This is a genomic window from Acidovorax sp. GW821-FHT10A04 (genome assembly GCF_059415825.1).
The window spans coordinates 291,280-305,703 of sequence record NZ_JBWKNZ010000002.1; the positions used below are offsets into that span (position 1 = coordinate 291,280).

A 14,424-nucleotide genomic window follows, 5' to 3' on the forward strand; every position below is an offset into this window, starting at 1 on the left:
AGGGGGTGGGAGGGGAAAGATGGGTCATCGTCAGAAGTCCACATTCATGCTGAGCGCATAGGTGCGGCCGGGTGCCGTGGACAACGCGATCTGGCGCCGGTCCTGTGCGGACTGCGGCTGCAGGTTGCGGGTGCTGCTGTAGGCCCAGTACTTCTTGTCGGCGATGTTGAGGATGCCGGCGGTCAGGCGCACGTTCTTGCTGACGCGGTAGTAACCTGCCAGGTCGAAGCGCGCGAAGCCCGGCACGCGGAACAGCTCGGTGGTGGAGTCCGTGAGCGTGGCGCCGGGGTCGTTGCTGAAGGCCAGGCGGTTGGTGTAGATAGCCTGCTTGCCCTTCACGAAGGTGCCGGTGAGGTTCAGGCCCCAGGCCTTTTGCGGCGCGTCGAACCCCAGGCCGATGATGGCCTTGCCCGGTTGCACCGAGTCGAGGTCGACCTTGCGGTCGCCCTTGAAGTGGGATTGGGAGCTGCCCTGGCTGTAGCCAACGGCCCAGGTGCTGTACAGGCCCCGCGCGGCCGGTGTCCAGGTGCCGTGCTCCAGGCGGGCGCTGAACTCGGCGCCCGAGATGTGGGCCTCGTCGCGGTTGCTGGCCTGGTAGAGGATGCTCAGGCTCTGCTGGATGTGGGTGAACAGTTCGGGGTTGTTGGCCCGCGTGTAGCGGGTGTAGGAGATGAAGTCCTTGTAGCGCGTGTGGAACACCGAGCCGTTGAACACCACGCCCTCGGTGGGTGAGCCTTTCAGCCCCAGGTCGAAGGCGTTGCTGGTCTCCTTGCCCAGGTCCTTGTTGCCGACCAGCGCATAGGTGCCGCCGCCGCCGTTCCAGTAGCCGAAGACCTCGCTGTTGGTCGGTGCGCGGCCGCTGCGCTTGTACTGGGCATAGGCCGTGAGCGCGGGCGCCACGTCGTAGAGCACGGCCAGGCTCGGGCTCACGATGGTGGTGGCCGCGGTGCTGCCGTACATGCGTTCGAGCTCGGCCGCCGTGATGCGCTCGTTGGCAAAGCTGGCTGCGTTCTCGATGCGCGGCCGCACCCGGTCCACGCGCAGGCCGGGCACCAGGGCCAGGCGCCTGCCGCCCACCTGCCACTCGATGGTGTCCTCGGCGAACAGGCCCATGCGCACCGTGTTGGTGTCGGGGAAGGGCTGGCGCCCCGCGAGCGGGTCGGTGGAGCTGAACGGGTGCGCGTTGTCCGCGCTGGAGTAGTTCACCCCGAACTTGAGCGCGTGGTTGCCCACGCGCCTGTCGGCCACGCTGGAGAAGCCCAGCTGCCGCGTGGTGTTCTTCGAGATGTCGCGCTCGCTGGCGCGCGTGGCCAGGGTCACCGTGTCGGTGACGTCGTTCATCTCCGTCTCCTGGAAGTGGATGCGCGTGTTGAGCTGGTCCAGCAGGCCACCGCCGATGGGCGCCCAGGTGTGCGCAGCATGCAGGGTGCTGCGTTCGGTCCTGGCGACCTGGTGCGAGTTGCCGGTGACGGCGGTGGCCGCCGTGTTCCAGGCCTCGAAGCGGGTATCGCCCTCGCGGCGGTACAGGTCGGCGCCCACCTCCAGCTTGTGCTCGGGGTTCACGCGCAGGCTGCCCTTGAGCAGCAGGGCGTCCGAGTGCCAGTCGTCCGGGTAGCTGGGCACGCCCAGGCTGTTGTTCTTCGTCTCCTTGCCGTCGCGGCGCACATAGCTCACCAGCGCGCCGAAATCGCCCGACAGGCCTGCCGCCGTCATGCCCTTGGTCCAGGCACTGTTGGCCCCGCTGTAGCCCAGCTTGGCGCCCAGGTACAGGGGTTTGCTGGCGCTCACATAGTCTTCGGGCGACTTGCTGCGAAAGCTCACCGCGCCACCGATACCACCGGCCGTGCGCTGCGCATTGGTGGTGCCCGACTGGATCTCGACCGCCGAATAGATGTCGGGGTCGATGAAGTTGCGGCCCATGCCGAAGGTGCCGTCCTGGGCACGGTTGGTCAACGGGGCGCGGCTCACGGCGTCGGGCATTTCGATGCCATCCACGTCCAGGCCCACGCGGTTGCCTTCGATGCCGCGGATGTTGTAGCCCGTGGTGCCGCTGCGGTCATAGCGGCTGGCACCGCGCGTGGCGCCGCTCACCGTGCCGGGCGCTTCCACCAGCGGCTGGTAGCGGATCACGTCGGCAATGCCCGTGGCACCGGTCTTCTCGACCTCTTCCTGCGTAACCACCACCTTGGCACCGGCATCGCGGCGCAGCGCCTCGGCGCTCACCTTGACCTCGGGCAACGACTCGCGCTCGCGCGCCTGGGCCAACAGGCCGTTGTCGGCAGGCGTCTGCGCCGCGGCGGGCGCTGCAGGCCACAGCAGGGCCTGGATGGCCAGCGCGATCAGGCTGGCACGCCATGGCGGGGTAGCGAAGAAGACAGCGGTACGAAGGAAGGCGAGCGCATGGGCGGTATCGCCAGGCACGTGCTTGGCCAGGGCCTTGCGGCCGGACTGGGTCATGGAGGTTTCCTCGGGATTCAAGGGGGGTTGCTTGCTGGACCCCTTTGAACTCAAAGAAACATCTGGCTGTGAAGTAGCCAATTGTATCGATGCGAGTGATACGCATTCATCAATCAGTTGCACACCCGCCACGGAGGCTGTGTAAAGCTGGTCCAAAATAGCCTTGAAGGGTGGGGCCCCGCCCCGCCATCCACTCCAGCCATCCATGAGCACCACCCCACCTTCCGCGAACCAATCCGTACGCCTGGCGCCCGAGCAACGCTGGGCCGACGAACTGGCCCGCCTGGCCGCGGCAGACAGCCACGCCCGGCCGCCGGGCTGGAAGCTCTCGCCGCGCGCGGTGCGCCAGTTCATCCTGGGCGACGCGAAGCTGCAGGTGACGCAGAAGTTCTTTGGCGACGACCCGCTGGTGGACCGCGCCATCGTCACGCTCATGGGCCACCAGGGCCTGATGCTGGTGGGCGAGCCGGGCACGGCCAAGTCGCTGCTGTCCGAGCTGCTGTCGGCGGCCATCAGTGGCGACTCGGGCCTCACGGTGCAGGGCACGGCCGGCACCACCGAGGACCACATCAAGTACAGCTGGAACTACGCGCTGCTGCTGGCCGAGGGCCCGAGCCAGCGCGCACTGGTGCCCTCGCCGCTGTACCAGGCCATGCGCGCGGGCAAGCTGGTGCGCTTCGAGGAGATCACGCGCTGCCCGCCCGAGATCCAGGACGTGCTGATCTCGCTGATGAGCGACAAGCAGCTGATGATCCCCGAGCTGGGCGACGACGCGCGCCTGTTCGCGCAGCGCGGCTTCAACATCATCGCCACGGCCAACCTGCGCGACCGGGGCGTGCACGAGATGTCGTCGGCGCTGAAACGCCGCTTCAACTTCGAGACCGTGCGCCCGATCCGCGACCACCAGTTCGAGGTGGACCTGGTGATGGCCCAGTTGGCGCGCGAGCTGGCTGGCAACGAGGCGCCGGTGAACGTGCCGCGCGACGTGGTCGCACTGCTGGTCACCACCTTCCAGGAGCTGCGCGCCGGCCAGACGCAGGAGGGCACGGCCATCAAGGGGCTCGATGCCGTGATGTCCACCGCCGAGGCCGTCAACGTGGCCTATGCGGCCGCACTGCAGGCGCGCCATTTCAATGGGGGCGAACTGACGCCGCGCGAGATCGCCGGCCAGTTGCAGGGCGTGGTGCTCAAGGACAGCGCCGACGACGCCAAGCGTGTGCGCCACTACTTCGACACCGTGGTGCGCGAGCGCGCGCGCCGAGATGCGCAGTGGAAGAGCTTCCACGACGCCGCCCGCGCGCTGTGGCAGTGAGCGTGGGCGCCGCTTCAGCCGCACCGCAGCCCGCGGGCCTGCCCCCGGAGATCGCGGCCCTGCTGCCGCAGCTGCTCGGTGACGAGGGCGTCTTCTTCGTGCCCGTGCGCCACCACAGCCCGGCCTGCGCCTGGGCGCTGCGCCACCTGCTGCGCGAGGTGCGCCCGGCCGCCGTGCTGATCGAGGGGCCGGACGACCTCGACAGCCTGCTGCCCCTGCTGCAGGACCCGAAGACCCGCACCCCGGTGGCCTGGCTGTGCCAGGCCACGCGCGAAGCCCGGGCCGAGCCGGCCCCGCCGGGCGAAGACGGCGCCGAGGCAGAGCCCGAACCGGCCGGGCCGCGCACGGTGACCAGCAGCTCCTTCTACCCCCTGTGCGACTACAGCCCCGAATGGATCGCCGTGCGCGAGGGCGCAGCCCTGGATGCGCAGATCGCGCTGATCGACCTGCCCTGGCGCCACAAGGCCTGGGAGCGCCGCTACGGCGGCGATGGCGATGGCGAAGACGGCACCGAAGCCCCCGACACCGCACGCAGCCAGATGGAGGAACGCCACTTCGCCCACAGCCGCTACCTGAACGCCATGGCGCGCCAGCTCGGCTGCGTGGACCACCACGACCTGTGGGACCGGCTGTTCGAGCTGCGCACGCCCGAGGCCCTGGCCGACTGGCGCACGCTGTTCGCTGACGTGTTCAGCTGGTGCGCCATGGCCCGGCAGGACTACGAACCCGAGGTGCTCGAGGCCGAGCTGAGCCTGCCGCGCGAGCGCCACATGGCGGCGCACATTCGCCGCTGGCGCAACGACGTGACAGGCCCCATCGTGGTGGTGACAGGGGGCTTTCACACCGCCGAGCTGCTGCGCAGCTGGAAGGCGGCCCCGCCCCTGGCGGCGCCCGCCAAGGCGGCGGTGAAAAAAGGCAAGGCCACCGAGCCCGATGCCTGGCTGATCCGCTACAGCTTCGAGCAGCTCGACGCGCTCAACGGCTACGGCGCGGGCATGCCCTCACCGGGCTACTACCAGCGCACCTGGGACGCCCTGGAGGCCCAGGACCTGCGCGCTGCGCCCGCGACCGGGGCGGCGCACCCCCTCACGGTGGTGGCGCTGGACCTGCTGGCCCGCTTTGCGCAGCAGACGCGGGCACAGGACCAGACGGACGCCGTCTCCACCGCGCTGGTGCAGGCCGCCGCGCTGCAGGCCTTGCGCCTGGCCGAGCTGCGCGGCAATGCCGGGCCGGGCCGCCAGGACCTGCTGGACGCGATCCGCTCGTGCTTCGTCAAGGGCGCGATGGACGAGGGCACGCGCGGCTTCACGGCCGACCTGCGCGCCTTCCTCGGCGGCACGCGCATCGGCGACGTGCCGCCCTCGGCCGGCTCGCCACCGCTGATCGAGGATGCACGCCGCCAGGCCCGCGCCGCCGGCGTGCGCCTGGACGACAGCGCCTCACGCACCGTGCGGCTGGACCTGTACCGCAAACCCGCGCACCGCGAGCGCAGCCGCTTCCTGCACGCCATGGCCTACCTCGATGCGGGCCTGGCACAGTGGGTGGCCGGGCCCGACTTCATCGCCGGCAGCCGCCTGAACATGCTGTTCGAGGAGTGGCGCGCCGCCTGGTCGCCGATGGTCGAGGCGCGCCTGATCGCGCTGGCCAGCGATGGCGCGAGCGTCGAGGCGGTGTGCCTGGCGCGCCTGCTGCGCGAAGAGGCGGCCCTGTCCGACCAGGGCCGCGGGCGCAGCGCCAGTGCCGCCGTGGCCCTGCTGCAGCGCGCCTGCCTGGTGGGCCTGCACGCGCGGTTGCCGCAGCTCCTGGCCATGCTCTCGGCCCACCTCGACGAGGATGCCTCGCTCGGCTCGGTCGTGGAATGCGGGCACCGCATGGTCACGCTGTGGCGCGCGCGTGAGCCGCTGGGCGTGCAGCAGAACCCGCAGCTCGCCGGCCTGCTGCAGCGCGTGTGGCCTGCCGCCTTGTACCTGTTGCCCCCCCTGGCGCAGACACCGGCGGACGGGCAGGAGCAGGCCGTGCGCCTGCTGCTCTCGCTGCGCGAACTGGGGCGCCTGCTTGCCAGCCTGGGGGCACAAGAAAACACCAGCACCATCGATGCCGGCCTGCTCGTGGAACACCTCACGCGCTTTGCCACCGGCGCTGGCTGCGCTCCCGGCGTGGCCGGTGCCGCCACCGCGCTGCTCTACCTCGACGGCCACTGGGACGATGCGGCGCTGGATGCGGTGGTGCGCCAGCGCTTCGGTCCCGGCGCCCTGCCGCAGGAGGCGGTGCAGTTCCTGAACGGCATGATGACCGCTGCGCCCGAGCTGCTGCTGCGCCTGCCGGCCCTGCTGCAGGGCCTGGATGCGCTGGTACGCCAGTGGGACGACGCGGCCTTCGTGGCCCACCTGCCCGACCTGCGCCAGGCCTTCACGGGCCTGCGCCCACAGGAAACGGCAGACCTGGCCACCAAAGTCGCGCAACTGCATGGGACGGACGAGGCCACGGCCGCCACGCTGGCCGGCATGCACTACGAGACCACCGAAGAGGACCTGCACGCCGGCCTGCGCCTGCAGGCCTTGCTCGAAGCCAGCCTGCAGCGCGACGGGCTGGCGCACTGGATACGCTGACTGGACCTTATTCGGTTGCGCTGGCGATGACCCCGCCGCCCAGGCAGACGTCGCCGTCATAGAGCACGGCCGACTGGCCGGGCGTGACCGCCCATTGCGCATCGGGGAACTGCAGGGACAGGCCCGCGCCATCGGCGGCCAGCACGGTGCAGGGGGCATCCGGCTGACGGTAGCGTGTCTTGGAGCCATACACGCCCGGCGCGGGCGCATGGCCGGCCGTCCAGCTCACGTCCTGCGCCGTGAGCGCGTGCGACAGCAGCCAGGGGTGGTCGTGCCCCTGCACCACGCGCAGGGTGTTCTTGGCAATGTCCTTGCGCGCCACGAACCAGGGCTCGTGCTCGCCACCGCCGCGCTGCGCGCCCTTTTCCTTGATGCCGCCGATGCCCAGGCCCTGGCGCTGGCCCAGGGTGTAGAAACTCAGGCCCACGTGCTTGCCCAGGGTGCGGCCGCGGTCGTCCTGGATGGGGCCGGGTGCATGGCTGATGTAGCGGTTCAGGAACTCGCGGAACGGCCGCTCGCCGATGAAGCAGATGCCGGTGGAATCCTTCTTCTTGGCATTGGGCAGGCCGATCTCTTCGGCAATGCGCCGCACCTCGGTCTTGTGCAGTTCGCCCACGGGGAACAGGGTCTTGGCGAGCTGCGCCTGGTTCAGGCGGTGCAGGAAGTAGCTCTGGTCCTTGGCAGGATCGAGCCCCTTGAGCAGCTCGAACAGGCCCGAGCCGGGGTTCTGGCGCACGCGCGCGTAGTGGCCCGTGGCGATTTTTTCGGCGCCCAGGCGCATGGCATGGTCGAGGAAGGCCTTGAACTTGATCTCGGCATTGCACAGCACGTCGGGGTTGGGCGTGCGGCCGGCCTGGTACTCGCGCAGGAACTCGGCGAACACCCGGTCCTTGTAGTCGGCCGCGAAGTTCACGTGCTCGATCTCGATGCCGATCACGTCGGCCACGGCGGCCGCGTCCACGAAGTCGATGTTGGACGAGCAGTACTCGCTGTCGTCGTCGTCTTCCCAGTTCTTCATGAAGATGCCGACCACCTCGTGGCCCTGCTGCTTGAGCAGGTGGGCGGTGACGGCCGAGTCCACGCCGCCGGAGAGGCCGACGACGACGCGGTGCTTTTTGGGTGCTGTCATGGCCTGGATTGTATTTTTTATGCCGCGGGTACGCTGCGCGGGCGCGCAGTACGCGTAGCCACCAGCAGGTCATACAGCTGCTGGGCCGCGGGCGACAGGGAGCGCCCGCGGCGCTTGATGAGCCCCATCTGCCGCGTGACCACCGGGTCCACCAGGGGGATGCTGACCAGGGTGGGGTGGTCCTTGCCCGGCATGGCCAGGCGCGGCACGGCGGCCACGCCCAGGCCGGCCTCCACCAGGCCGAGCAAGGTGGTCACGTGCTTGGCCTCGTACAGGCACTGCGGGCGGTCGGGCACATTGGCCAGCGCCAGGTCCATGAGCAGGCGGTTGCCCGAGGTCTTGCCCACCGACATGAAGTCGTGCTGGCCCAGCTCCGCCCAGGTGACCTTCTTGCGCCGCGCCAGCACATGGTCGCGCCGGCAGGCGGCGACGAAGCGCTCGGCCAGCACGGGCTTGAACTCGATCTCGGCCTCCTGGCTGCCGATGAAATTGAGGCCGAAATCCGCATCGCCCTGAGCCACGGCCACCAGCACCTCGTTGGCGCTGGCATCGTGCACCTTGACGCGGATCTTCGGAAAGCGCTCGTGGTAGCGCTTGACCACCTGCGGCAAAAAGTAATACACGGCCGAGGGCACGCAGGCGATCGTCACCTCGCCCATGCGCCGCGCTGCCACGTCGCCCAAGCCCATGAGCATGCCGTCCAGGTCGTCGAGCCACAGCCGCGTCTTGCGCGCGAAGTCGCGGCCCACGGCGGTGAGCGTCACGCGGCGCGTGGTGCGGTCAAGCAGGCGCACGCCCAGGGCCTCTTCGAGCTTGTCGATGCGGCGGCTGAAGGCCGGCTGCGACAGGTGGATGGATTCGGCCGCGGCGCGAAAGCTCTGCAGCTCGGCCACGGCGGCGAAGGCCTGGATATCGGCCAGATCGAATTTGGTGTGCATGGCGCAAGCCCGGTTAAAGGGACCAAGGGACGTGGGTGGCGTGCATTGCGTGCGGTGCATCAATGCTTCGCAACCTTGCAATTCACAGGCGCCATTTCATCACGTACAAGTGCCTGGCATCTATTGCGCAGCATGCATCAATCGTTGCCAACAATGCAATTCACAAACAATCGGCGGCGCCGCACCATGCGGTCCCATGAGCTACCACCTACCTTGCGTCCTGATGCGCGGCGGCACCTCCCGGGGCCCCTTCTTCCTGGCCGACTGGCTGCCCACGGATCCCGCAGAGCGTGACCGCACGCTGATCGCGGCCCTCGGCTCGCCGCACGAGTTGCAGATCGACGGCCTGGGCGGCGGCAACTCGCTGACCAGCAAGGTCGCCATCGTCTCGCGCTCGGCCCATGCCGGCTGCGACGTGGACTACCTGTTCGCCCAGGTCAGCGTGGACGAGGCCCGTGTGGACACACGGCCCAACTGCGGCAACATGCTGGCCGGCGTGGGCCCCTTCGCGATCGAACAGGGCCTGGTGCCCGCCAGCCGCACCGGCGACGTGACGCGGGTGCGCGTCTACAACGTGAACACCCGCTCGCGCATCGACGTGCAGGTGCAGACCCGCGGCGGCCGCGTGCACTACGAGGGCGATGTGCGCATCGACGGCGTGCAGGGCACGGCGGCCCCGGTGCTGATGAACTTCCTCGATGCCTGGGGCGCCGTCACGGGGCAGATTTTCCCCACCGGGCAGCGCATCGACAGCATCCAGGGCCTGCCGGTGACCTGCATCGACGCCGCCCAGGTGATGGTGCTGGTGCGTGCGGCCGACCTGGGCCTGCGCGGCGACGAGAGCCCTGCCGAGCTCGATGCCGACACGGCCTTGCTGGCACGGCTCGAAGCCTTGCGCTGCGAGGCCGGGCTGCGCATGGGCATGGGCGATGTCTCGGGCAGCGTGCTGCCCAAGCCGGTGATCGTCTCGCCCGGCACGGCGCCCGGCAGCATCGTCTCGCGCTACTTCACGCCGCGGCGCTGCCACCGCTCGCACGCCGTGACCGGAGCCATCGGCGTGGCCGCCGCCCTGGTGCTGCCCGGCACCGTGGCCAGCGACGCACGCACCCTGCCCAGCGCCGGCATGCGCCGCGTGGAGGTGCTGCACCCGGCCGGCCGCATCCACGTGGATGTCGAACTCGCCCTGGTGGACGGCCAATGCACGCTGGTGCAGGCCGCGCTGGTGCGCACGGCCCGAAAGATCCTGGAAGGCACCTTGTTCGTCGCAGAGGCCGCGGCACAACAGGTCTGACTTCCCTTTTTTCTCATCCATTCACAACGACATGACAGGAGACAAGACCATGACACACCCTTTCCCATCGCGCCGCCGCACCCTGGCCGCCGCACTGGCCCTCGCCACGCTGGCCGGCGCACCTCTGGTGGCGCACGCTGCCTATCCCGAGCGCTCCATCACCCTGGTCGTGCCCACGGCCGCCGGGGGCGGCAACGACGGCATGGCGCGCGTGGTGGCACAGAAGATGTCGCAGCTGCTGGGTCAGTCGGTGATCGTGGAGAACAAGGCCGGCGCCAACGGCGCCATTGCCGCCGAGTACGTGGCGCGCGCCACGCCGGACGGCCACACCATCCTGTTCGGCTACATCGGCACCCATGGCATGAGCCCCGCGCTGCAGAAGCTGCGCTACGACCCCGTCACCCAGTTCGAGCCCATCGGCATGGTCTGCTACTCGCCCACGCTGATGGTCATCAACCCCAAGGTGCCCGCGAAGACGGTGGCCGAGTTCGTGGCGCTCACCAAGGCCCATCCGACCTCCTACAACTACGCCTCGGCCGGCAACGGCACGGCGCCGCACTTCTCGGCCGAGATGTTCAAGCTCGAGAGCGGCGCGCAGATGGCGCATGTGCCCTACCGCGGCTCGGCCCCGGCAATGAACGACACCATGGCCAACCAGACGCAGGTGATGTTCCCCAGCCTGTTCTCGGCCTCGTCCCACGTGAAGAACGGCAAGCTGCGCGCCCTGGCGCTGGCCGGACCCAAGCGCTCTTCGCTGATGCCCGACGTGCCCACGCTCGAAGAGGCCGGCATCAAGGGCGTGGAGATCACCCAGTGGTACGCGCTGTTCGCCCCGGGCAAGACGCCCAAGGCCGTGGTGGACCAGCTCAACAAGGTGCTCAACACCGCCCTGGCCGACAAGGACGTGGCCCGGCGCATCGAGGAGCAGGGCGCCGTGGTCGACAGCAGCACACCCGAGGCCCTGGCTCAGACCGTGCGCCAGGAACTCGCGAAATGGCGCGGCGTGGTGCAGAAGGCCCAGCTGACCGCCGATTGACCCCGTCGAACAAGAACACCCACCGAGGAGACCGCATGAAGAACACGACCGGCGCCCTGTGCGCCTCATTCGCCCTGCTGGCCTGCGCGCCCGCCTTCGCCCAGACCGCATCCACCCAACTCACGCTGTATGGCGTGGTGGACCTGGGCCTGCGCCACGCCAGCGGGCTCACCGCCGCCAACGCCCCCGCGCCCGGCTCGCACCACAGCCTGGGCAGCGGCATCCACACCACCAGCCGCTGGGGGGTCCGCGGCAGCGAAGACCTGGGTGGCGGCGCCCGCGCGCTGTTCAACCTGGAAAGCGGCCTCAATGCCGATACCGGCGCACCCGCCAACAGTGCGAAGTACTTCGACCGCGCCTCCTGGGTCGGGCTGCAGAACGCCTGGGGCAGCATCGCACTCGGGCGGCAGACCACGCTGCTGGCCGACGCCATCTCGCCCGTCGACCCCTTGGGCATGCGCTTTGCCAGCTTCAACCCCAACATCGGTGTCACCGCGTTGAGCCAGCACGGCCTGGGCATCGAATACGGCAGCGCGGGCGCCAACACCGGCTCCTACCGCCTGGACAATGCCGTCAAGCTCACGGGCCGCTGGGGCGGCCTCACGGCGCGGGCCATGCTGGGGGTGGGCGAAGTCGCATCCCAATCGTCCGCCTTGTCCTCGCACGGCCTGGGCCTGGCCTATGCCGATGGCGGCCTCACCGTGTCCGGCGCCTGGCAGACCTTCAAGGACAGCAACCTGCGGCCGCTCGATGCCGCCACGCTGGGCGCAGCGTACCAATGGGGCAGCCTGCGCCTGGCCGCGAATGCCGGGCGCAGCAAGGCGAAGACCGGTGCGGCCACGCACACCGAGCAGCGCGTGCTGTCCACAGGCGCTACCTGGGCAGCGCTGCCGCTGCTGGACTTGACCGCCACCTACTACAAGATCGACCGCACCCGCACGGCCGCGGCCGACGATGGCTACGGCCGCATGGTGGCCTTTGCCGAGTACAAGCTGTCGCGCCGCACCCGGGTGTATGCCGAGCTGGACCACACACGCTGGCGCAACGGCTACCAGGGCGCTGCGAACAAGCGCACGGCCACCGGCGTTTCCGCCGGTGTCATGCACAGCTTCTGAAATGAAGCACCCCCTGAGTCGCTTCGCGCCCTCACCCCTCTCTCGACTCGCTGCGCGAGTCGGGAGGGGGACGCCCCCAGTGCGGCGGGGCGGCCCTTGCACGGGGGCACTGGGCTCGGCCGCGCCAGTTTCATGCATCGCGGGCTGCGCACAGCACAATGGCCAACTGAACTGAGCGGCTCTACACAAATTTGCCCGTGATGCCGCCATCCACCACCAGCTCCGTGCCGGTCACATAGGCCGATGCATCGCTGGCCAGGAAGGCGCAGGCATGGGCCACGTCCCAGGCCGTGCCCATGCGGCCCATGGGCACCTGGCGGGCGCGTGCGGCGCGCGCTTCATCCAGGCTGGTGTCCGAGAACATCTTCGCTACCGTGGTCGCGATGCGCGGCGTGTCGATCAGCCCCGGCACCACCGTGTTGGCACGCACGCCCTGGCCCGCGTACTGCTGCGCCACCATGCGCGTGAAGTGCGTGACCGCCGCCTTGGTGACGCCGTAGGCCAGGTGCGGGTAGCCCAGGTAGCGCATGCCCGCGATGGACGAGATGGTGATGATGGAGCCCCGCCCGCGCTCCACCATGCCGGGCAATACCTCCTGGCAGGCCAGCAGCAGGCTGCCCACGTTCACGCCGTGGATGCGGTCGAGGTCCTCGGCACTGGTCTCCAGCGGCCCGCCGGTCTTGCCGATGCCCACGTTGTGGTGCAGCACGTCGATGGCGCCGCCGAAACGCTCGCGCGCCTCGGCGAACAGGCGCTTCACCTCCTCCTGCACAGCCACGTCGCCCACGAAGGTGGCGGCTGTGCCGCCCTCGGCCTCGATCAGCGCCGTGGTCTCCGCGGCCGACGCCGCGTCGCGGTCGGCCACGCAGACGCTGGCGCCCAGGCGCGCATAGGTCACGCAGGCGGCCCGGCCGATGCTCCAGCCCGGGCCCGCCGATCCGCCGCCGGCCACGAAGACCACGCGGCCCGACAGGTCCAGCGGCAGGGCCGGTGGCGTACTTTTCGGCGTGCTGCTCATGGCGCCAGCCCCACGGTCATGCCGCCGCACACATAGACCACCTGGCCGGTGGTGAAGCCCGCACGCGCATCGAGCAGCGAGGCCACCAGGTGCGCCACCTCTTCGGGCTGGCCCATGCGGCGCACGGGGATGGTGTCCAGGATGCGCTGCGTGGCCGGTGCGCCCGGCGGGTTCACGCGCTCGAACAGCTCGGTGGCAATCGGCCCAGGGCCGATGGCGTTGGCGGTGATGCCGTCGGCGCCCAGCTCCAGCGCCAGGGTGCGCGTGAAGCCGTGCACCGCGGCCTTGCTGGCGGCATAGGCGATGCGTTCGCCCTTGCCCAGCGCCGCGCGGCTAGAGATATTGACGATGCGCCCGAACCGCGCCGCGCGCATGGCCGGCAGCAGCGCCTGCACGCAGGCGATGGCCGCGGCCAGGTTGACGGCCATCACCGCCTGCAGGTCGGCGCTGGTCGCCGCATCGATGCCGGCCGGGCGCACGATGCCCGCGTTGTTCACCAGCCGGGTGATGGGCCGCGCGGCCACGGTGCGCGCCAGCGCGTCGCGCAGCGCAGCCTCGTCGGCCAGGTCCACCAGCACGAAGGTCTCCTTCTGCGCAAGGGCCTCGGGCGCGGCGATGTCGAAGTTGACCACGTCCAGGCCATCGGCCATCAGCCGCGTGGCCACGGCGCGGCCGATGCCGCGGCTGGCGCCGGTGACGAGCACCGTGCCTTCCTGGCCGCCGCTCATGCCTGGACGTCCTTGCCGCCGACGAAGGGAATCGCATGCTCGATGGTGTCCCAGATGAAGCGGCCCGAAGGGCTGTTCTGCTCTTCCACGATGTGCGCCACCAGGCCCGCTGCGCGCGAGATCACGGCAAAGCCGCGCATCACCGCCGTGGGCACGCCGATCTCGCCGAGCAGCGCGGCCACCGCGCCCGTGGCGTTGATGGTGATGGCGCGGCCCGCCACCTCGTCCACCGCCTGCGAGAGGGTCTCCAGCGCGCGGATCTTGTCGCCCTGCAGTTCGGCCTCGGCGCGGCCCATCTCCAGCAGCTTGTAGGCACGCGGGTCCACCGGCTTGTGCAGGTGGTGGCCGAAGCCCGGCACGGGGGATTTCAGGCCCTTGTAGTGGCGCGCGATAGCCAGCGCCTCGGCCTTCGGGTCGGCTGCGGCGCCGATGCGGTCGAGCAGGCCGGCACAGTTCTCCATGGTGCCCACGAAGGAGCTGCCCACGGCCAGCAGGCCGGCCGAGACGGCGCCCTGCAGGTTCTCGGGCGCGCTCATGTAGATCAGCCGCGTGGCGATGGCGCTGGGCGTGAGGCCGTGCTCCATGAGCACGATGAGCACCACGTCGGTGATGCGCAGGTCCACGCCGCGCGGCGCGCGGCCCAGGATCTGCATCAGCATCACCTCGGTGAAGGTCTTCTTCCCCATCAGATCCTCCACCAGGTTCGCATCGCGGTAATGCAGGCTGGTCAGGGTGTGGGTGCACAGGCTGGTGACGGGGGTCTTGGAAGCGGTGTTGGTCATGGGAATGGT

Annotated in this window: 11 protein-coding genes; 5 read left to right on the top strand and 6 right to left on the bottom strand. The window is 69.8% G+C overall.

The window, feature by feature from the left end; genetic code table 11:
* Positions 1-30 precede the first annotated feature (30 nt).
* On the bottom strand, positions 31-2,457 hold the full coding sequence (locus AC07PF_RS05730) for a TonB-dependent hemoglobin/transferrin/lactoferrin family receptor (RefSeq protein ID WP_494611148.1): 2,427 nt from the start codon (positions 2,455-2,457) through the stop codon (positions 31-33).
* A 205-nt stretch (positions 2,458-2,662) separates the two neighbouring features.
* On the opposite strand from AC07PF_RS05730, the gene AC07PF_RS05735 reads away from it, so the two are divergent.
* Entirely contained in the window at positions 2,663-3,769 is a 1,107-nt protein-coding gene (locus tag AC07PF_RS05735; RefSeq protein ID WP_494611149.1) for an ATP-binding protein, read from the top strand.
* Between the two features lie 2 nt (positions 3,770-3,771).
* Positions 3,772-6,378, top strand: coding sequence for a DUF5682 family protein (locus AC07PF_RS05740; RefSeq protein WP_494611150.1), 2,607 nt, complete (start codon positions 3,772-3,774; stop codon positions 6,376-6,378).
* Between the two features lie 7 nt (positions 6,379-6,385).
* On the opposite strand, the gene mnmA is transcribed toward AC07PF_RS05740, so the two are convergent.
* Together mnmA and AC07PF_RS05750 are read right to left on the bottom strand one after the other, a co-directional pair.
* Positions 6,386-7,507, bottom strand: a complete 1,122-nt coding sequence (gene mnmA, locus AC07PF_RS05745) for a tRNA 2-thiouridine(34) synthase MnmA (protein WP_145694015.1) — start codon at positions 7,505-7,507, stop codon at positions 6,386-6,388.
* 17 nt (positions 7,508-7,524) lie between these two features.
* Positions 7,525-8,445, bottom strand: coding sequence for a LysR family transcriptional regulator (locus AC07PF_RS05750; RefSeq protein WP_007859094.1), 921 nt, complete (start codon positions 8,443-8,445; stop codon positions 7,525-7,527).
* 196 nt (positions 8,446-8,641) lie between these two features.
* Here AC07PF_RS05750 and AC07PF_RS05755 point away from each other — a divergent pair, with 196 nt between their 5' ends.
* The 3 genes from AC07PF_RS05755 to AC07PF_RS05765 are packed head-to-tail and all read left to right on the top strand — an operon-like array spanning position 8,642 to position 11,887.
* Positions 8,642-9,736: a 4-oxalomesaconate tautomerase gene (locus tag AC07PF_RS05755; RefSeq protein ID WP_494611151.1), complete on the top strand. Its 1,095-nt coding sequence runs from the start codon at positions 8,642-8,644 to the stop codon at positions 9,734-9,736.
* A gap of 49 nt (positions 9,737-9,785) precedes the next feature.
* Positions 9,786-10,772 (top strand): Bug family tripartite tricarboxylate transporter substrate binding protein, encoded by a 987-nt coding sequence (locus AC07PF_RS05760; RefSeq protein ID WP_494611152.1) that lies wholly within the window; start codon positions 9,786-9,788, stop codon positions 10,770-10,772.
* A 35-nt stretch (positions 10,773-10,807) separates the two neighbouring features.
* Entirely contained in the window at positions 10,808-11,887 is a 1,080-nt protein-coding gene (locus AC07PF_RS05765) for a porin (protein WP_494611153.1), read from the top strand.
* A gap of 181 nt (positions 11,888-12,068) precedes the next feature.
* On the opposite strand, the gene AC07PF_RS05770 is transcribed toward AC07PF_RS05765, so the two are convergent.
* From AC07PF_RS05770 to AC07PF_RS05780, 3 genes are read right to left on the bottom strand one after another with little or no spacing between them, the layout of a single operon-like run.
* Complete coding sequence (locus AC07PF_RS05770) at positions 12,069-12,905, bottom strand: SDR family NAD(P)-dependent oxidoreductase (protein WP_494611154.1); 837 nt, start codon at positions 12,903-12,905, stop codon at positions 12,069-12,071.
* Positions 12,902-13,633, bottom strand: a complete 732-nt coding sequence (locus AC07PF_RS05775) for an SDR family oxidoreductase (protein ID WP_494611155.1) — start codon at positions 13,631-13,633, stop codon at positions 12,902-12,904. The genes AC07PF_RS05770 and AC07PF_RS05775 overlap by 4 nt, the downstream gene beginning before the upstream one ends.
* On the bottom strand, positions 13,630-14,415 hold the full coding sequence (locus AC07PF_RS05780) for a citryl-CoA lyase (protein ID WP_494611156.1): 786 nt from the start codon (positions 14,413-14,415) through the stop codon (positions 13,630-13,632). Before AC07PF_RS05780 ends, AC07PF_RS05775 begins: the two co-directional genes overlap by 4 nt.
* Positions 14,416-14,424: the final 9 nt, after the last annotated feature.